The following is a 17,338-nucleotide window of genomic DNA, read 5'->3' as shown; positions in this document are numbered from 1 at the left end:
AATTTACCATGAAATTTTCACGAAACCGGAGGAGCCTTTTGTGCCACTGGTATTTCCAAGATTTGTTAAGTCACTATTTTGGTAATTAAATGGTGGAAGATAGGAGCCGCCAGCCCCTCCTGCACCATAGCCTGTCGCTGATGTAGGAGGTATCATATTTGCTTTATATCCTCCATTCGCTAATGATTCGGTTATAACTGTTCCTGGTTTCCCTCCGGTTCCATAAAGTGAGCCTTCACCGCTGTGTCCATAGTATAATTCTGCATATAAAACCATTTCGTGCGAGACATATGGCATAGGATGATCAACAAATTTAATATAAGGTTGAATATTTCTAGCATGGTAAATACTTTCGCCTCCAATCCCCCCAGCCGCAGTGATGTCTGAGAAGGAGGTGCTACCGCCATCAAAACTCTTTCTATAGAGAGTCGTTTGATCAGTCACTGTTCCTACTGATGTCGTCGGGGGATTTGACCAAAATGCTCCCCCACTCCCACCAGCTCCAATTTTTACGGGAAATTGTTGGCCTGGAACTACATTAACAATACTGACAATTTGTTCTCCAGCGTGACCGCCACGCGCCTCGTAATTGATTGATTGAGACCCGCCAGCCCCACCGCCGCCGCCGCCCATTATTTCGACAAATAGAGTCGTCACTCCATCTGGAACCGTAAATGTCCCATTTGTGGTAAAAAACTGCGTATGAGTATGGCTGGCCGGGGCCGCCGCGTTTGCCTTATCCATCGCCGCCTTTACCGCACTGGGCGTTGCCGCTTCTGTGGTACTGGTGCTGTCCGTCGCGCTGTTAAGCTTCACAATCCCTTTTTGCGTCAGCGTGCCGTCCGGGACGCCGATAATCTGGTTCCAGACGTGAGTATGGTTCGCCGGAGCTGCCGCATTCGCCTTATCCATCGCCGCCTTGACCGCGCTCGGCGTTGCCGCTTCCGTTGTGCTGGTGCTGTCCGTCGCACTGTTAAGCTTAACAATCCCCTTTTGCGTCAGCGTACCGTCCGGAACGCCGGTAATCTGGTTCCAGGTATGCGTGTGATTACGCGCTTCCGCCATCGCCGCTTTTACCGCCTTTGGCGTAGCCGCTTTGGTTTCGTCATCGCTGTCGGTGGCGTTACTGAGTTGCGTAAAGCCTTTCTGTGTTAATGTCGCATCCGGGTGATTTGTCGAATGTTCATGCTCGTCCAGCCGGACATCCACATAGTCGCGCGTCGCCAGCACGATGCTCGGATCTACGGTCAGCGTGACCGCCGTGGTGTTGGAGACTTCCATAATCAGGCGGATACAGACCTGCTTGCCGCAACCGCCCGGCAGCAGCGGTTTGTAGGATTCCGGGAATTTGCCGATCGCGATCAGCTCGCCCTCGTCGTCGAATACGCCCACTTCGCGCACGTACCAGCCGCCAATCTCTTCCGGCAGCACCAACTCGGCAATCAGCCAGTTAGGATTATTCGGCGCAACGGTCAGCGTATTCATCTCGCCGCGCCAGACTTCGTGGCGTAATTTGGTCTGGCTGGCGGTGGGCTCATAATATTGCCCACCGCCGTCGCCAACCGCCATCTTTTGCAGATGTATCTGTTTCTTATCCGCAAGGGCGCTGGCGATTTTCGCCATTCCCCTGTCGGTCAGGAGGGTATAAAACTCATTATCCATAATTACTCCGGGTAAATAGATGTAATTTCAAGGCTCCATTGCCCTGTACCGAAATAGAACGGTTTAGTTTGTTGAACTTCCAGAACCTGGAAGGGTAAGACGGTCGTTATTTCTCCACCGTAAAGCGCGCTGCCGATAACAGGAATAGCGCTTTGGTTAATTATCCAGACAATTAACGCTTCCAGCTTTGAGCGCACGTTCTTATACTCATGAATAAGATCGACCAGGTTATTAAACAGATTTTCATCCATGCCCTGGTTAATTAGCTCAATTTCAACCTTAAAAAAATAAGCCTTACCGCCATACTCAAACCATTCGGAAATCGTGCCGGGTAAGGATAATATTTCCAGAACGCGGCGAACGGCCCAGGGAGTTCCTTTATATTTATGCAGTTCAATCGCCTGTTTAATTAACTCTCGTTTCTCCTGTTCATTGGCGGCAAATAGCCAGCCCTCCAGCCCCTGAACATGAAACTGTCCGGCCAACGAGGGCAGTGCCGAGGCATCAACGATATCCACCAGATAGACCAGCAACGCCGTCAGGTCGATTTGCGCAAAGCGTTCGGCGGCAATATTCGCCAGAATCGAAAAACGTTCGTCGCTGGCCAGCGGCGGCGGCAGAAGCAGTTTATCCATCGCTGACCCCGGCAATCGTCACGTCAATGGCCGTGCATTCCGCCCATTCGTGTGCCTGCAATACCTTTTTCGCGGGCATATCCAGCGCCACGTCGTAAACGCCATCAACCTGCAGCACTTTAATTATCTGGTTTGGCACAATGTCCTGGCCCAGCCGGGTCTGGCGCGAGCGCGTCCATGTATTAATCGCTTCACGCGCGGCGGCAAGCGTCGTCTCCTGATCGGCGGTGGTAAACAGCGTTAGCCGGGCGCGGATCTGATAAGCCACGCGCGGAGAACATTTAGCGCTCACCTTATCGGTTAGCGGGCGCTTTTTCTCTTTGCTCACCTCCCGTTCGATCTGGGCAAGAAGCTCCGGCCCCGGCAAACCGTTCAGGGTCAGCGGATAGAGTTCCACGCAGCCTTCCGCCAGCCCTTCATCCGGCCCCAGCACCGCCACGTCGATAATCGACTGGCTGACCGAGAGCGTATGGAAGCGATAGGCGCCATAGCTGCCCGCGTTGCTGAAACTCTCCGGCGCCAGTTGAATACGCTCGCGCAGCGCATCGTCGTTTTCTTCGCCGCAGCCGCCTGTCGATGCGGTCAGGTTGGTGACGCTGAGATCGTAATTGCCTACCCGGTCCACCAGCGCGCTGATTTGCGCAGGCTGCCAGTTGTTGCCGGATTCACCGGTCGTTACACAGGTTGCAGTTACCGCAATGCTCAGGCTGCCCGCAGGCAACAGAACATCTTCGTCGGTGGCGAACATCACGCTATCCGACGCGCTGGCGCGGGTACCCTGTGGAATCACCAGGTTGGTTTTAGCCGCTGTCGTAACGGAAAACTGTAGCGTGGTTTTCGCCGCCTGAGCCGGCAGACGGTGAACGCCGACCAGTTCGCCTAAATAATCCAGCATCGGCGCGCGGGAATACGCGACCAGGTTTTGCTTCGCCGCCTCCTGGATGGCGATGCGGACAAGGTTTTCACGATAAGCAAACAGGTCAATGAGCAGCCGCTCAGCCTGTGCCGGGTAGAGTTTTTTACCGCTGGCTTCTTCATATTGCGCAATCATCTCGCTGGTGATTTGCGCGGGATCGCGGTCAATAAAGTCGGGTTCGGCTATCGCCATAACACCTCCGTTGAGTTGATTACGCCGTCTGCGGCGCGCCATTGCACGCGTAACGTCAGGTGTTCGCCGTCAATCGTCGGCGTCACCTTCAGCAACCGGCAGCGGGGTTCCCACATGCGAATCGCTTCCACCGATTCGCGAACAACGTGCGGAATGGCCCGCTCGATCGGGTAATCGATGTAGCGCCACAGATTGCTGCCAAAAAGCGGCCTGTGGGGATCGCTGCCGCGCGGCGTGCGCAGAATGATGTGTATTGCCTGATGAATATCATCCAGCCCGCAGACGTATTCTTCAGGACGTTGCAAGGCAGGTTGCCAGTGCAGGGTCGAGGGTCGTGTTTTCGTGTTCATGAGGCTATTTTCGCCTTCCGGCGGGGGGAGAGATATTAAAGCGCTTTAAGGAAATAATTGATGGCGGGGTCAGAATGTGTTTTGCCCGGCGGCGCTTCTGCGCTTACCGGGCCTGTGTTGATGCACATTTTGTTAAATGGCGAAGATCGCGTTTTACGTAAAGTTAAAATGAAATTGCTGTAATTTCACCTTTGCCTACAGAAGCGTAGTACCAGAATTCATCATTGATTTCTGCGTGCTTCATTTTTTCAACTGGAATCGTTTTCTGCCGTCCATTAACCGAGAGTGTGATCGAACCCGTTAGCTGCTCCCGGCTGATAATAGCGAAATCCCCGCGGGTGTTGCTATAAGCCGTCGTTTCATTGGAAAGGCTGTGCTTCGCTCCATTAGCGATTACAGAATAATCAAAATTGACTTTCTTTTTGAAAATAGCTTGTACATGATAATACTCGCCGTAAACAGCAGGATCATGGAATAAACCAAAATGACCACCGCTATTTTGCAATTTGACGAAATAATAGTCAGGGATGATAAACTCCTGCTTACCTGCCGCTATTTCTTTAGTAATGATTTTTTGTCTTACGATTTCCTGTCCGGCCGTTTTTTTATAACCGTTAAGCATCAATGAATAGGACCAAAGGAATACGATACCACAGAGGACAGTCACGGCAGTTACGCCTACGACTCCAGCCTTAACGCCACTTTTCAACAGGGCGTAAGCGATGAAGGAGATAGCTAAAAGGAAAAACATAAACGTACCGTTCATAACCCGATCGGGGTAGGACGGCGACGCGAACATGATTAAGGAAGTGCCAATACCTATACATACGACTAACGCAGCGCAGATAAGGGACGTTTTATCAATTTTGGCGCGAATCTGCTTATTGAATATGACCAGTAAGACCAGCAATAACAAAACAACATAAGCTATCCAGATCAGCGCCAGATGGTTATGAACGCGTTCTGTTAAGTGAATGAAAATACGTTCAAAAATCGGCCTTCCATACCAGAATTCTTTGCCGCTGGCGCGGATGAAATTGCCCGGAGAAAGTATCAATACGCATGAACCTGCGATTGCACAGAAACTATAAACTATCTTATTGCGCGAAACAGATTTGTTTTGCCATAACTCGTATGCAATGGCCAGAACAGAAATAAGCGAGACGAAAGGTGAGACGCTTTCATTGGAACAGCCTGCCATAAAGCTTAGTAATGCAACCCACGGGCTGATCGCTTTACTGTTTTTTATTGTTATGGTGTAAAAGAAGAACAGCCATGCAACAACGAACAGATTCGTCCACAAATAATTCGCAGCACCAACGATCCAGAAAGTGGTTTGACCCAAATTCGGGTTCGAAATCCAGTAAGTGAAGAATATTAGTGGGAATAATAAGTAGTCGGATTTATTCCAGCGTAATGTACCTGAGGGTGTCTTCACAATGAAATAACAAAATACCAGTGTCGAAACGGCAGCGCTGATGGAATACACGAGTTGAGAACGTGTATACAGGATGAGTGCGCTGGTGTAATCAGCTATAATCCTGCCACTCCATGTCATATAATGATGAAAATGTGATTCCGGCGAAATTCCTAAAAGGTAATAGCGGTAATCATCAGAGTGAATGGGGGTATACCATTCAATAAGAAAAATGGCCAAAAAAGCCAGTAGTATCATCGCCGTTTTCGGTAATATCTTGAGCATAGTAATCATTATTCCATCATTGTTTTTTTGTTTTTCACGATATAGCGGGGTCTTTGCTTCACCTCCGTGTAAACGCGTCCGATATATTCACCCATGATGCCTATGCCGATAAGCTGGATGCCGCCTAAGAAGAGAATCGCGGTCATAAGCGAAGGATAACCAGGAACAGGGTTTCCCCACATCAATTTATCAATGATCATCCACATGGCATATATCAGGGAGAGGGCAGAAACGCTCACTCCTATATACGTCCAGATACGCAAAGGGAAAGTAGAAAAACTTGTAATCCCCTCCAGCGCCAGGTTCCAGAGTTTCCAGCCATTAAATTTTGAGCTACCTGCGACACGTTCAGCACGGGCATATTCGACAACATCTGTTTGACCTCCAACCCATGAAAGTATACCTTTCATGAAAAGGTTACGTTCTGGTAATAGCTTGATATTTTCTACAATCTCGCGCGACATCAATCGAAAATCACCGACATTCTCTTCAATCTTTGGCGTACTGATTTTGTTATGCAGCCTGTAGAACCACTCAGCGCTTTTACGCTTCAGGTGGCCATCCGTTGAACGATCGATACGTTTAGCTAGCACCATTTCTGCACCAGCCTGCCATTTATTGATCAAATGTGGGATTACTTCGATGGGATCTTGTAAATCAACATCGATAGGGATCACCACATCTCCGGTCGCGTAATCCAATCCGGCAAAAAGTGCAGGTTCTTTACCAAAATTGCGGGTAAATGAGATCGGAACAACAAGAGGATCGGCAACAGCTAATGCGCTGATGATTGATTCAGTCGCATCGTGACTCCCATCATTAACGAAGATAATCTCAACGTTATAAGGTTTAAGTGAACTGTATTCTCTGACCGTTTTATAGAAAATAGGGATCGCGTCCTCTTCATTAAAGACGGGAACCACTAATGAAATTTTCATTTCTCATTCCTGAAAACAATGAATCTGGAATATAAAAATCCGCAAATAAGGCTAATTGCGGAAAATACAATGAGCGTAAAAATGGGAGGCATAGCACACTTGTCGCCTGTCCATCCCACGACAGCGCTCAGCACGCCCATAAAACCGACGTACAGCAAATAACGTCCGGTTGATACGCTGGCTCCAAAGGTAAACCGGGCGTTAGCGAAAAAACTAAAACTGACAGCGACAGCAAAGCCCGTTACGTTTGCCAAAGCCTGACTTGTTTGAAATCCATAGACGCAAAGGGCAAAGATAGCCCAGTGCAAAGCAGTATTAAGTACGCCTATCGAAACGTACTTTATAAATAATTTTATCATTATAGCAATCAAGAAGTTGTAATTCAGCGAAGTCTACCAGACAAAACTGAGAGGATCATTCCTGAACAGCAGATTTTATGTAAGCAGGGCGAAGTTAAAGTAAAAAATAGCGTTAGTTTTCCAATATACATATATGCAATATTTGCAGTGCAAAGTGATTACATTTTCATCGGAAATAGCGCGGGAAAAGGGCTTAATCACGTTGCGCTGAAATAAATATCCTCCAGCAATTTGCCCGGTGGCGCTTCTGCGCTTACCGGGCCGGTGTTTATGCACCTTTTGCAGGCTGGATAAGGCGAAGCCACCATCCAGCAGCAATTTGCAGGTTAGTGAGAGTGGTGGTTGGAGTTGCCGCCGCTGTCCATCACTGAACCGCTGGCGTTAACGTTGCCGAGGACATTCACGTTGCCCGTGATAACCGCGCTGTTTCCGACGCCGCCGCTACCGGCCATACCGCCAAGCCAGGTGAGTTTTTTCATCACGGTAACGTCACCGGTAAAGGTGCTGAGCGGCGCATCGACGGTGACATTCAGCGCTTTAATGCCCGTATGGGACGCTTCCACGTTGACATCTACCGCCTTGACGCCCACGGAGGTGGCCGCCACGTCTACGGTTTCTGATATCACCGTGACGTGCTGCGCCCTGACCTCCACTTGCGGCGAAGTAAGCTGCGTACGTTCCTTCACTTCAATGACGATTTTTTCTATGCCGCCGTTGACGGTGAGCTGGTGTAACGCACGGTCATATTCAAAGGCCGCGCCGTCGGAAAACTGCACGTAGCGTTTGTCGCGCGAGGCCAGCGGCGCGGTATCCACGCTGGAGTAGACCGCGCCCAGCACCACCCCATCCTCGCCGTTGTCGTCGAGCAAAACTTCCACCTGTTCGCCAATATCCGGCAACCAGTAATCTTTGTTGTCCTGCGTGTTGCGTTGCAGCACCGCAAGCCAGTTACTGCGCAGGTTATCGCACTCTGGTAGAGTGACTCTGACGCGCACGACCGCCTCATCAATATCGCTGATAATGCCCGTCTGGCGGGTAACGCCTTTCATATTGCCTCCTTACTGGCTGGTTGCCGGTCCGCGTGAAATGTCGATTTCGGTAGTGTAGCCGCCGCTGCGCGTGAGTTTGTGCATGGATTTATCAATCAGCCACTGCCCGGAAAGTACGCCAAAATCGCTCAGTTCTATCTTGTTGCCCGCCGTCAACTGCGGGCAGCCCATCAAGCTGAGCGTGCCGGTTTGCTGGTATTCGTTGTGGCTGTCCAGCGCGGCATTGGCTTTAGCCTGCGCCGCGCCGGCATCTGGGGCGCGACTGTTGATCTTCAGGGTATCGGCGCTGGTCGCCGCACCGCGCGCCGGGGCTTTTTCCTGGCTGTCATGGGTGTAGATAACCAGTTCTTTTTGCTTGCTATTTTGATGCTGCACGGTGGCGTTTTTGTAGATCCGGTTGATGGTATCTTTGAACGTGTAGTGCGAAATATCCGTCCGCCTGAGCGTCTTCACCGGCGCCAGACAGCGCAGCGTCGGCAGATGCGAAAAGATCAGCTCCGTCGCCGTCACTTTCACGGTATAGCCATATTCACTCGCCAGCCGTTTGAGAAACGCCACATCGGTTTCGGCATATTGCGTGACCCGATCAATCGTCAGCGGCGCAATCTTGCCCGCCAGTGTTAAACCGTGTTTTTGCGCGATGCGACTGGCGATGGCGGAAAGCGTCGTCTCCTCAAAGCCCTGGCTGTTTTTGGTGCGTAGCGCTTTGCTGACCGAGGTGGCGATACCGTCGATATTGACCGTCGAAGGTGGCGCGCTGATATCAATTTTATCAATGATATAGGTTCCGCAATCGAGCAGATCTTCACCCTGGTAGCCCAGGCGCAGCGCCAGCGTGTCGCCTTTTCCCGGATACCATTCGTTTACCCAGCGCCCGGCGCTATCTTCCAGCGCAATGGCAATAACATCCGACTCGTTTTTAATGCTGTCGCTGTAACTGATGCTGGTGACATAAGGCGCGATGTCGTAAGTGATCTCTTTATGTCCGTACCAAAGGGTAAAAATAGGCGTCAGGGTGGCGAACACCCCGCCGGATACCGTTATCTCAGCCATGGCGGTAGCTCCGGGGTCGTTTGCGTGACGCTGATAACCGGGATGATCAGCCGCACGCCTGACGGTAAAACCGGCATAATAGCGACGTGCGGATTGGCCGCGATGATGCGTTCGTAGGCCAGCGCATCGCCGTAATAGCGCCAGGCGAGATTATCCCAGCGTTCGCCGTCGGTGGTGACATGTTCAAGGTAGCGCATTACAGACTCCTCGTAATATCGGCGGCGGCAAGCTGGCTCACGTCGGGCGCGCTTGTTTGCAGCGCGCCGCGCGCCTGATTGACCAGCGTCGCGGCGCTGTCGTAAGTCGCTTCCGCGACGCTGCTGGTGATAGCGTCAAACAGCGATTCGGCGTGTTCAATAAGCGTGCCGGCATCGCCCGCGCATTCGCGGATCCCCGGCAGGCTGTCGACCAGTTCCTGCATTTTTGCCGCCAGCGCTTTCGGCAGCCCGGCCAGCGTTTGCAAATCCAGCGGCTGCTGGAACAGCGCGTCTATCGAACGAATGGTTTTTTTCAGCGAATCGACGATATCGCCGCATTTTTCTTTCAGCGCTTTGGCTTCCTTCACCAGCTCTTTCGCCTGGGCGATCGTTTTTTTGATGTCATCAATGGCGTCGGCCACCTCATCCATCATCTCTTTGGCTTCACGCATACCCTCTTCAACGGCGCTCAGCAGTTCATCAAACCAGGAATCGCTAACGTCGGGAAGCTCATCCAACATCTCGTCAATGTTCGGTTCCTGGGTGGTGATGGCCGGAGGCAGCAACGGGCTCTTCGGATCGCCGGTGTACTCCTGTAGCGACAGAGTGCCGCCCTGGGCAATGACGTTACCGTAAGGATCGGTGTGTTGGTGGGTAGCGGTCAGATCGGTAATCACGAACCAGCCGCGATAATCGCCATTGCCGAACACCAGCGCCATCGCCTGGTGCGCGGTCATCGCTTCCCGCAGACGGTTCAGCTCGGTGGTCGGCTGGCAATACTGACTATGAAAGTTGAATTTCAGGGTGATTTTGTCCAGCTTATCGCCGATAAATTGCACGCCCGGTTTCCCTTCAATACGGGCATGGCTGGTATAATCCACGCCCATCGTGCTTTCAAATTCGTCCCAGTAAGCGACGACGTCAAATTCTATTTCGCCTAATACGGCATACATTATGCGTACTCCCGGCGCCGTTGTTGCGCCATGACATCGTTAATCATTCTCTCCAGCTCGCGTTTGCTCAGCGACAGCACGTTGTTGATATCTTTGGCGGCATTCGCGCCGCTTCCCTGCACGGTAACCTGCGGGGAAAAGTGTACCTGCACGTTGCTTTGCGCGCGGGAGGGCAGCGTATAAGGTTTCCCGCCGGATTTGCCGGGAAGCGCAGCTGGCGTCGGCGGCGTGGCGGCGCTTTTCGTCTTCATAGGCTGCGGCGAGGTCATCGTTTTGGCCGAGGTTGTCACCGCTTTCGCTCCCGATGCCAGCGGCGCGCTGGCCTGTTGCGCGACCATTGTTCCGGCAATACCGGGGACGGCGGCGGCGACAGACGGCATTTCAGCGCTGATGCCCAGCGCGCTTTTCGCCCAGTCGGGGATCAGCGCTTTTATCTTCTCAATCGCCCCGTTCAGGAAAGGAAGCGCGTTCAGAATGCCGTTGATCAGGCTATCGAGAATATTGCCGCCAAATTCGCTGAAGCTGGCGGGGAGTTCAATGCCAAACCAGTCCAGTACGCTGGCGAAGGCGCGGTAAAACAGCCCCAGCGGCGACCAGTCGAGAATCAAACGCGTGACGCCGGCAACGCCTCCGTCAAAGGCGGTTTTGATGCGCTCCCAGACTCCGGCAAAGAAACCGGAAATCGGTTCCCAGTAGCGATAAAGTAAATAGGCGGCGCCTGCGATAGCGATGATAGTCAGACCGACAGGGTTCATCAGCAGCGCCCGACCCAGCCAGATAAACGTCTGGCCGACCAGCCGTAGCCCTTTTATCAGGCCGTTTCCCAGCAGCATCGTCAGGCTTTTCGCACCGTTGCCAAACGATTTCAGAACCGATAGCGCGCGACTGCCGCCGCCCAGCGCCAGACCGGCTTTGACCTTCAGGAAGATATCGATCAGGCGAATAAACGGCGACGCAATGAGGTTTGCTCCCAGCCTGAGAATATTCAGCGCCCCGTTGAACAGCCAGATAACGCCAACGACTTTAGCGACCCCTTGCACCAGAGCCGGATTTTCCCGCAGCCAGGCGCTGAACTGCCGCACCAGCGGCGTGATGCTTTGCGCCAGTTCGCCAATGGCGGGCATCAGCGCCAGGCCGACGGTCAGCCACAGATCGTTAAGTGAAAGTTGTAACGCTTTGGTCTGTTCTCCGGGCGATGTCATTTTCGCGGCGAAGTCATCATCGATAAAATGTTGCTCCGCCGCCTGCATTGCGGAGGCTTTTAGCTGGCGATATTCGTCCATATTCGCCAGCATCGGGGCGAGAAAATCCCGCGTTTGCGCATCGCCGAACATCGCGCCGAGGTTAAATTTCTCCGTCATGGCCTGTAGCGCGTTGCCGCGCGCGGAAAGATCCTCAATCTTCATGGTTTGCCTGAAGGTGTCGAGGATCTGCGGGTTCATTTTCTCCAGTTGCATCTGCACGATGTGGGCCATCGCTTCCGTCACGCCGATCCCGTTTTGCTGATGCTCCAGCAGCGATCCCTGAAGATCCACGCCCTGACGGGCAAACCAACTGTCCGTCTCTTTCGAGAAGGCGGATTTCAGGAAATGGTCGAAATTCGCTGCCGCCACGCTTGCGTCAGGGGCGTTTTTCATGGCGATTTGCATCGTTGCGGTCAGTTCCGCAATGCCTTCTTTCCCCTGAGCGTCGGTTTTTCCGGCAAAGGCGTTAATCCACTGGGTTTGTTCTGCAACGGAGCCGCCGCCGCTTTTTGCCACGCTGTACAGCATATTTTGCGCAAAACGGAAGTCGTCAGGGGCGATGTTCAGTTTGTCGCGAGTGGCCAGAGCCGCCTGCGCCCAGCTTTGCGCGCTGTCGCGGGAGGCGGTCGCGGCTTTGGCGATATCGGGCATGTAGCGGCTAAGATCCTGCAATGCGCTGACGCCGCCTTCGATCATCGTGGCGGCGGCGCTTTGCAGATCTTTTTGCTCCTGATTGAAATCAAGGCTCCAGTCGCGGATATTCAGGCTCAGGGCGTCCCGCGCGGTGTTATCCATGCCGCCTTTCGCCGCCATATCGACCATGTTGCCCTGAAATTCGTAAGGCAGCTTCCAGTCGGGAGTGTCAACGTTCAGGAGCTTGCCGAACTGTCCGGCGAACGTTTGTGTTTTTTCCAGCAACCCGACGCGCTGTTTATCGTTCTCTTCCCGGCGAAGGGCAGAGTTAGCGAGCTGTTGCGTAAGCCGGGAGATTTTTGTTTGCTCAAAGCTGAGCGTGTGCAGCGTGCTGGCGTTGAGTGAGCCGTAACGGGCTATTGCCTGCGTCAACGTCTCATTACGCGCCTGAAGCTGAGTAATAATGTCGTTGGCCAAAATAGTGTCTCGTATAAGTTGCCCGGTAACAGGCTGCTTGCCGAAAAAAGAACAGGGAAGGAGTGAACCGGGCTTGGGTCAGGAAACCCGCAGGCATTAAGCCTGCGAGTCGTATTCGTGTTTAATTTGCGCGCTGGCTTCATCCAGCCAGCAGGTAAAATCGTCAACCGACAGCGCGTCAATTTCACTGGGCGGAAAGCGAAACCACCTCGCCAGCAGCGCCATTGCCTGCCACAACTGCTGTGGGTTCTGTAGCCATGCTAAGCATGGCCTGAAATCGTTTCTGCAATGCCTGATAGTCCAGCAGATCCATTTCCGCCAGATCTTCTGTTACCAGCCCGGTCATAGCCGCCATCAGCGGCTCATCCCACTCTTCCGGTTTATCGCTGGCGCGTCGCGCGGCGCGCATATCTTTTACCTTCAGGCGACGTAATTGCAGAACGTCGATACGTTCCCCGGCGGCGGAGGTAAACGGGAATTGCAGGGTATATTTTTCGTTCATGGTGTAGTCCTTATTCGTCGTGTTAAATTCGGGGCCGTAGCCCCGAAGTAATTAACCACCAATATTATTGCGGTAGGCATTTAATTGATCCGCGTCATTTACGCGGAAAATATTCGCCAGATAATCCAGTTCAAGAAGCGTTTCACCGTCAACCACCTGTTTAATATAAGTGCAGCCGAAGGCGCTGCTAAATTCCGGGTTTTCATTCTGTTTAAACGTTCCCAGCGGGTTCTTTTTAAACATTACGGTCATATGCGTCACCAGCGCTAACTGATCCGCTTTACCCTGCGAGTTATAACAATCGATGCTGGAGCGGCACTGCAATGCCACCGCCTGCCACGGGTTTGCCGTTTTACGCATGACGTCGTGGTAAAACGAGTTCCATTTAATTTCGCCCTCCAGTTTGTCAAAACCGGCAGGCAGCTCAATTTTACCGACCATCCCCAGCGCTTTATGCTCCTGCATAATCATGCTGATATCAGGCAGTTTAATTTCACTCGCGCGACCTAAAAGATTATTACCATCAAGATAAATATTGGCGTTGGTAATACGGTTAATTTGAATTTTTCCAGCCATTAGCGATTGCTCTCCAGAGAAACTAAATATTCAGAGGTAATTTCGGTTTCAAACGTCAGACGTTCCAGCGGCGGCGGCGGGGTGAATTTATAGCTCAGCAACAGATGCCCGGCTGCCAGTTCAGTCTGTTCGTTACGCGCCGGGTCGTACCAGCATTCAAAGCCCAACAACGCGCCGTCGGCAATCAGCTTGCGACCCCAGGTGTTCACCGATTCGGTCAGCGCGTCGATCAGCGCTTGGTTTATCGGCATATCCATATACTGCTGGCTGAAATAGCGAATGGATTCGTTAATCACATCACCAGTACGGCGCACGTTCTCAAAGTTACGCATATGAGTAACCGTCGGCCAGGCAGCGGTACGGTTGCCCCACAGGCGCAAACCGGAGCCATAGCTGTTGAAGACGGTGGTGATGCCGTTTTCGTTCAGTTGATTCACCTCGCTTTGCGGATCGTCGATCATCGCTGACAGCGAGCGCTCTACGCCGGTAATGCCCTGAATTTCCTGATTGGAGTTGCTCCACCAGAAGCCTTTTTCCAGATCCACTTTAGCACGCAGGCCAGCGGCGCGGGAGGAGAGCGGCTCCAGGACTTCGCTGTCCGTCGCGCTGTCGTAAACTTTGACATGCGGATAGCACAGACGCGCGCGATCGGAACTGGTATTGAAGTTAATCGCCCCCTGCGGACCGCGCCCTGCCAGAACCTGCTGGAAAGTCGTGCCGATGGGCGCATCAATGTAGGTAATGGCTCCCAGCGCTTCTGCCTGAGCGATAAGCTTAACGGCGACCGAGTTTTGCGTACAAAAGACCGGCGCAATCAGGATCTTTGCGTAAAAACCAAACTGGTTCCAGGTGTCCTGTAACAGCTTCATACCGGTACGGTCACCCGCAGTGTTTACCGCGCCAACAATATCGGCGGCAGTCACTTTGGTGGGGTCCGCGTAAGTATAATTTACATAGGCCTGAACGCCGGGTTTCAGGTTGGTCCCCATGCAGGTGATTTTACCGGTCAGCATATCAATGGTGTAATCGGTGCCTTTGATATAAGCGTTTCCGGCGTTCGTGCTGCGGCCAATGTTCATCGTTTGCACGGCCCCGTGCTTGAGTTGAATCTGACCGTTGTCATCAACCTTCACGGTTTCACTGGGAATGGTACTTTTGTGTACCGCCGGATTCAGCACGTTAATCACCACGACCGTCCCCGCGCCGTGATCGTAGATCGCCTTCAGCGCCTGCGGGATGGTGAAATTTGCCAGGCCTGGGCCAAACTGCGCCGCGTCGCTTTCAGAAAGGCACAGCGTTGGCTGGTTAACCGGGCCGCATGGCGCGGTGCCGATCAGACCAATAACCGCAGATTTAACCGCCTTAACCGGACGTGGACCGGTTTCGATCTCAATGGTCTCTACACCGTGCAGGTAATTAGCTGCCATGGACAATTTCCTCTTCATTAGTTTCTACTTCTTGCGTAACCACTGGCGCCAGGTGACGGCGGGCAATCATGGTGATTACCCACTCGTTATCTTCCGGTAGCGAGATTTCGCTATTGGGCCACAGTAAGACTTCCTGACCGTCGGCGAGCGTGACGCCGCTTGCCGGGCCACTGTAGATATATTTCATTGAATTTCCTCATAATTAACGACTGTAAGCAGGGGTAAATCCTTGCTTTCCTGTTCCGCGATAAACAGGGTGCCGGCGGTCATGTCCAGGGCGTAACGGCAGAAATTTGCGGCGTCGCCGATATATTTTTCGCTTTCCAGCCAGAGCGGACGATCGCAGTCTGGAAGTTCAATGCCCCCCAACGAACGACGTAGACGATCCAGCGCGTTTATCGCGTCACTTATTTGCGGAACAATAACGGTGGCGGAAATCCGGATTAGTTGTTTTTGTACCGTGGCATCCGTATTTTCTGGGGCGGTAAAAACCGAACCGCAGTAGTGAATTAATACCGTTACCTGCTGTCCTGTTGGGATATATACTTTCGCATCGGTTGATGAAATATGTATATCCATATCAGGGTTTAATTCACGTAATCTATTCGCCACGGTATGTATAACAGATAATGTTTCCATATACGGTTTTCCTTGATTTACCGGGAGAGATAATATTCTCTCTTCGTTATCGTTCAGACATATTTTGATGTATCAGGCATCAGGCGTCTTTTAATCTCCTTTAGAGAAAAAAGTTAAAACAAATAAAAAATCCCCGGCGTATAAACGACGGGGATTTGTTTAATGGTTACCTCGTTGAATCAGTTCTATTTTGCTATATAGCGCATCCAGTTTTGCTTCCAGAACGGCCTGGCCGCGAAGATAATCCTCGCGGCGGACATAATGCAGCGGTAAATCGGCGCGAAATTCCAGAAATTCTCTCTCCAGCCTGGACCAGCCCGCTTCTGATTCGCGCCGGGCAGCTTCCAGTGCTTCAAAACGTTCATTCAGCCGTTTTTCAATTTGCGCCAGCAGCAATTTACCGGCGGCAAACATTAATCCAACAAACGAAAGTAAGAGGGAGATGACTTCCCAAAAATCGATACTGAGTTTCATTACTCCCTCTGATTAATGAATGCAGCTAGCCTGCCCCCATTGCAAATAACGGGAAGCGTGTTGATATAAAATCGCTTTGGAATAGTGACGATTCTCGCGCCAGTTTGCGGCACTGCGCCCGGCGTTAACGCGTTCTACATGTTCAAACCAGATGGACGCATCTAACCCCTTTGCGGCGGCCAGCTTTTTATCTCTGTTAACCCAGCCTTGCCCGCCGTTATAGGCGCTCAGAGTGAAAGCCATTCGCTGGCAGCTATTTTTTGCTAACACGCTTTTCCACAACTGGCGGTCATACTGTACCAGCGCGCGTATCGCCCAGGCGGGATTAAACGGCTTGTTCTCGCGAAGCGCTGGGTACAACTGGCTTACCCATTTTGCCGTTGCGGGCATAAATTGCGCCATACCCTGCGCGCCAGCCGGAGAAAGCACGTCAGGCGCCCAGCCGGATTCCTGATGTAGTTGCCCGGCAAAATCAGCAACGGGGGCGTTAAGCCCCCAGATTTCGCGCGCGGTACGAATCACTTCGTTGCGCCATTGCAGAGAAGCGCGCGGCGGTTCGGCAGCATCGGCAGGCAAGAAAGTCATAGCGCAGACCAGGCATACGTATTGATAACGCATCGTTACAGCCCCAGCGCGACGGCAAGGCAAATTGCCGCAACGATGATCGCGCGACGAATCATCGCAGCGGCGCAGCACAGCGATTCTTCCCAGGGGCAAAAGGAGTCGGGACGCGCCCAGGGGAAAAGACTGCGGTCGAGCCAGTAACCCAGCACCGCTGATAACGAAACCAGGCTGAGTTTATAGATAACGACCGGAATTTGCGCTGATGATGTCCAGCCGATAAGCGCAAACAGTACGACAGAGGCCATCAGCCAGCCGGAAAGTCGGGGAACAATAATTTTTCGCATACTCTATCTCCTGATAATTGAGAGAAAAGTATCGCTTTTCCCCATAGCGGAAGAACGAAAAGGGCTTTAATAAATAACTTTAAAAAATGTTTAGCGCATGGTGTCAAATGCCAACAAATAAACGAATAAATAAAGCTTTCGGGGCAGGGGGTAGAGGCTGCCTGCGGAGAGTCAGTATGTGTCTGTGGCAGGCTACGATGGCGGTATTGCTGCGTCATAATAATCTTTGATTAAAATTATCTTATTGATTTTTAAAGTCACTTTAAAAATTCACGCGATCGTGAGGAAAGCGATCTTTTTGATCGAACGCAGAAAAAAATGCAAAAAATTAACTGTATGTGCATACAGTATTGTGTAAAATGATGACATCAGTGAAGGCTTACTTCACCTATAAAATAAATACATATTATAAATTGAAAACGATATATACATTCTTTTAATTTATAATTAAA

Annotated in this window: 21 protein-coding genes; all 21 read right to left on the bottom strand. The window is 51.9% G+C overall.

What is annotated here, in order from left to right; translation table 11 throughout:
- Positions 1-3: 3 nt before the first annotated feature.
- Entirely contained in the window at positions 4-1,662 is a 1,659-nt protein-coding gene (locus ACLJQD_RS05605; protein ID WP_017441266.1) for a phage tail protein, read from the bottom strand.
- Between the two features lie 2 nt (positions 1,663-1,664).
- Complete coding sequence (locus ACLJQD_RS05600) at positions 1,665-2,297, bottom strand: phage tail protein I (protein WP_000359502.1); 633 nt, start codon at positions 2,295-2,297, stop codon at positions 1,665-1,667.
- Positions 2,290-3,405 (bottom strand): baseplate J/gp47 family protein, encoded by a 1,116-nt coding sequence (locus ACLJQD_RS05595; protein WP_017441265.1) that lies wholly within the window; start codon positions 3,403-3,405, stop codon positions 2,290-2,292. The genes ACLJQD_RS05600 and ACLJQD_RS05595 overlap by 8 nt, the downstream gene beginning before the upstream one ends.
- Positions 3,396-3,755 (bottom strand): GPW/gp25 family protein, encoded by a 360-nt coding sequence (locus tag ACLJQD_RS05590; RefSeq protein WP_001093501.1) that lies wholly within the window; start codon positions 3,753-3,755, stop codon positions 3,396-3,398. The genes ACLJQD_RS05595 and ACLJQD_RS05590 overlap by 10 nt, the downstream gene beginning before the upstream one ends.
- 163 nt (positions 3,756-3,918) lie before the next feature.
- Complete coding sequence (locus ACLJQD_RS05585) at positions 3,919-5,466, bottom strand: DUF6056 family protein (RefSeq protein WP_017441264.1); 1,548 nt, start codon at positions 5,464-5,466, stop codon at positions 3,919-3,921.
- Entirely contained in the window at positions 5,466-6,395 is a 930-nt protein-coding gene (locus ACLJQD_RS05580; RefSeq protein WP_000703634.1) for a glycosyltransferase family 2 protein, read from the bottom strand. The genes ACLJQD_RS05585 and ACLJQD_RS05580 overlap by 1 nt, the downstream gene beginning before the upstream one ends.
- The gene (locus tag ACLJQD_RS05575) at positions 6,392-6,754 is read right to left on the bottom strand and encodes a GtrA family protein (protein WP_000593184.1); all 363 of its coding nucleotides are present in this window, start codon (positions 6,752-6,754) and stop codon (positions 6,392-6,394) included. Before ACLJQD_RS05575 ends, ACLJQD_RS05580 begins: the two co-directional genes overlap by 4 nt.
- Positions 6,755-7,080: 326 nt before the next feature.
- Positions 7,081-7,803, bottom strand: a complete 723-nt coding sequence (locus ACLJQD_RS05570) for a phage baseplate assembly protein V (RefSeq protein WP_000679395.1) — start codon at positions 7,801-7,803, stop codon at positions 7,081-7,083.
- Positions 7,804-7,812: 9 nt separating this feature from the next.
- Entirely contained in the window at positions 7,813-8,856 is a 1,044-nt protein-coding gene (locus ACLJQD_RS05565; RefSeq protein ID WP_017441263.1) for a phage late control D family protein, read from the bottom strand.
- A complete protein-coding gene (locus tag ACLJQD_RS05560; RefSeq protein ID WP_001269716.1) occupies positions 8,844-9,053 on the bottom strand; it encodes a tail protein X in 210 nt (69 codons plus the stop codon). The genes ACLJQD_RS05565 and ACLJQD_RS05560 overlap by 13 nt, the downstream gene beginning before the upstream one ends.
- The gene (locus ACLJQD_RS05555; protein WP_017441262.1) at positions 9,053-10,006 is read right to left on the bottom strand and encodes a phage tail protein; all 954 of its coding nucleotides are present in this window, start codon (positions 10,004-10,006) and stop codon (positions 9,053-9,055) included. The genes ACLJQD_RS05560 and ACLJQD_RS05555 overlap by 1 nt, the downstream gene beginning before the upstream one ends.
- Entirely contained in the window at positions 10,006-12,360 is a 2,355-nt protein-coding gene (locus ACLJQD_RS05550; protein ID WP_017441261.1) for a phage tail tape measure protein, read from the bottom strand. Before ACLJQD_RS05550 ends, ACLJQD_RS05555 begins: the two co-directional genes overlap by 1 nt.
- 96 nt (positions 12,361-12,456) lie before the next feature.
- Positions 12,457-12,585, bottom strand: coding sequence for a GpE family phage tail protein (locus ACLJQD_RS05545; RefSeq protein ID WP_001185654.1), 129 nt, complete (start codon positions 12,583-12,585; stop codon positions 12,457-12,459).
- Complete coding sequence (locus ACLJQD_RS05540) at positions 12,545-12,862, bottom strand: phage tail assembly protein (protein ID WP_001003641.1); 318 nt, start codon at positions 12,860-12,862, stop codon at positions 12,545-12,547. Before ACLJQD_RS05540 ends, ACLJQD_RS05545 begins: the two co-directional genes overlap by 41 nt.
- 51 nt (positions 12,863-12,913) lie before the next feature.
- On the bottom strand, positions 12,914-13,438 hold the full coding sequence (locus tag ACLJQD_RS05535; protein ID WP_017441260.1) for a phage major tail tube protein: 525 nt from the start codon (positions 13,436-13,438) through the stop codon (positions 12,914-12,916).
- Complete coding sequence (locus ACLJQD_RS05530; protein ID WP_017441259.1) at positions 13,438-14,865, bottom strand: phage tail sheath family protein; 1,428 nt, start codon at positions 14,863-14,865, stop codon at positions 13,438-13,440. Before ACLJQD_RS05530 ends, ACLJQD_RS05535 begins: the two co-directional genes overlap by 1 nt.
- The gene (locus tag ACLJQD_RS05525) at positions 14,855-15,052 is read right to left on the bottom strand and encodes a hypothetical protein (protein ID WP_000875313.1); all 198 of its coding nucleotides are present in this window, start codon (positions 15,050-15,052) and stop codon (positions 14,855-14,857) included. The genes ACLJQD_RS05530 and ACLJQD_RS05525 overlap by 11 nt, the downstream gene beginning before the upstream one ends.
- Entirely contained in the window at positions 15,049-15,504 is a 456-nt protein-coding gene (locus ACLJQD_RS05520; RefSeq protein ID WP_017441258.1) for a Gp37 family protein, read from the bottom strand. The genes ACLJQD_RS05525 and ACLJQD_RS05520 overlap by 4 nt, the downstream gene beginning before the upstream one ends.
- A gap of 159 nt (positions 15,505-15,663) precedes the next feature.
- Entirely contained in the window at positions 15,664-15,978 is a 315-nt protein-coding gene (locus tag ACLJQD_RS05515) for a membrane protein (RefSeq protein ID WP_000777266.1), read from the bottom strand.
- Positions 15,979-15,990: 12 nt separating this feature from the next.
- The gene (locus tag ACLJQD_RS05510) at positions 15,991-16,596 is read right to left on the bottom strand and encodes a lytic transglycosylase domain-containing protein (RefSeq protein WP_017441257.1); all 606 of its coding nucleotides are present in this window, start codon (positions 16,594-16,596) and stop codon (positions 15,991-15,993) included.
- Between the two features lie 2 nt (positions 16,597-16,598).
- On the bottom strand, positions 16,599-16,886 hold the full coding sequence (locus ACLJQD_RS05505; RefSeq protein WP_001226440.1) for a putative holin: 288 nt from the start codon (positions 16,884-16,886) through the stop codon (positions 16,599-16,601).
- Between the last annotated feature and the right edge of the window lie 452 nt (positions 16,887-17,338).

This window comes from Salmonella sp. SAL04214 (assembly GCF_046550615.1).
Lineage (GTDB): Bacteria > Pseudomonadota > Gammaproteobacteria > Enterobacterales > Enterobacteriaceae > Salmonella > Salmonella enterica.
This window is presented reverse-complemented; position numbering and strand designations above follow the sequence as displayed.

Coding starts and splice junctions, on each gene's coding strand:
- ACLJQD_RS05575 (WP_000593184.1), bottom strand. CDS start 6,754: ATGATAAAATTATTTATAAAGTACGTTTCGATAGGCGTACTTAATACT.
- ACLJQD_RS05570 (WP_000679395.1), bottom strand. CDS start 7,803: ATGAAAGGCGTTACCCGCCAGACGGGCATTATCAGCGATATTGATGAG.
- ACLJQD_RS05580 (WP_000703634.1), bottom strand. CDS start 6,395: ATGAAAATTTCATTAGTGGTTCCCGTCTTTAATGAAGAGGACGCGATC.
- ACLJQD_RS05525 (WP_000875313.1), bottom strand. CDS start 15,052: ATGAAATATATCTACAGTGGCCCGGCAAGCGGCGTCACGCTCGCCGAC.
- ACLJQD_RS05535 (WP_017441260.1), bottom strand. CDS start 13,438: ATGGCTGGAAAAATTCAAATTAACCGTATTACCAACGCCAATATTTAT.
- ACLJQD_RS05600 (WP_000359502.1), bottom strand. CDS start 2,297: ATGGATAAACTGCTTCTGCCGCCGCCGCTGGCCAGCGACGAACGTTTT.
- ACLJQD_RS05505 (WP_001226440.1), bottom strand. CDS start 16,886: ATGCGAAAAATTATTGTTCCCCGACTTTCCGGCTGGCTGATGGCCTCT.
- ACLJQD_RS05545 (WP_001185654.1), bottom strand. CDS start 12,585: ATGGCGCTGCTGGCGAGGTGGTTTCGCTTTCCGCCCAGTGAAATTGAC.
- ACLJQD_RS05595 (WP_017441265.1), bottom strand. CDS start 3,405: ATGGCGATAGCCGAACCCGACTTTATTGACCGCGATCCCGCGCAAATC.
- ACLJQD_RS05565 (WP_017441263.1), bottom strand. CDS start 8,856: ATGGCTGAGATAACGGTATCCGGCGGGGTGTTCGCCACCCTGACGCCT.
- ACLJQD_RS05530 (WP_017441259.1), bottom strand. CDS start 14,865: ATGGCAGCTAATTACCTGCACGGTGTAGAGACCATTGAGATCGAAACC.
- ACLJQD_RS05560 (WP_001269716.1), bottom strand. CDS start 9,053: ATGCGCTACCTTGAACATGTCACCACCGACGGCGAACGCTGGGATAAT.
- ACLJQD_RS05605 (WP_017441266.1), bottom strand. CDS start 1,662: ATGGATAATGAGTTTTATACCCTCCTGACCGACAGGGGAATGGCGAAA.
- ACLJQD_RS05555 (WP_017441262.1), bottom strand. CDS start 10,006: ATGTATGCCGTATTAGGCGAAATAGAATTTGACGTCGTCGCTTACTGG.
- ACLJQD_RS05510 (WP_017441257.1), bottom strand. CDS start 16,596: ATGCGTTATCAATACGTATGCCTGGTCTGCGCTATGACTTTCTTGCCT.
- ACLJQD_RS05515 (WP_000777266.1), bottom strand. CDS start 15,978: ATGAAACTCAGTATCGATTTTTGGGAAGTCATCTCCCTCTTACTTTCG.
- ACLJQD_RS05540 (WP_001003641.1), bottom strand. CDS start 12,862: ATGAACGAAAAATATACCCTGCAATTCCCGTTTACCTCCGCCGCCGGG.
- ACLJQD_RS05590 (WP_001093501.1), bottom strand. CDS start 3,755: ATGAACACGAAAACACGACCCTCGACCCTGCACTGGCAACCTGCCTTG.
- ACLJQD_RS05520 (WP_017441258.1), bottom strand. CDS start 15,504: ATGGAAACATTATCTGTTATACATACCGTGGCGAATAGATTACGTGAA.
- ACLJQD_RS05585 (WP_017441264.1), bottom strand. CDS start 5,466: ATGATTACTATGCTCAAGATATTACCGAAAACGGCGATGATACTACTG.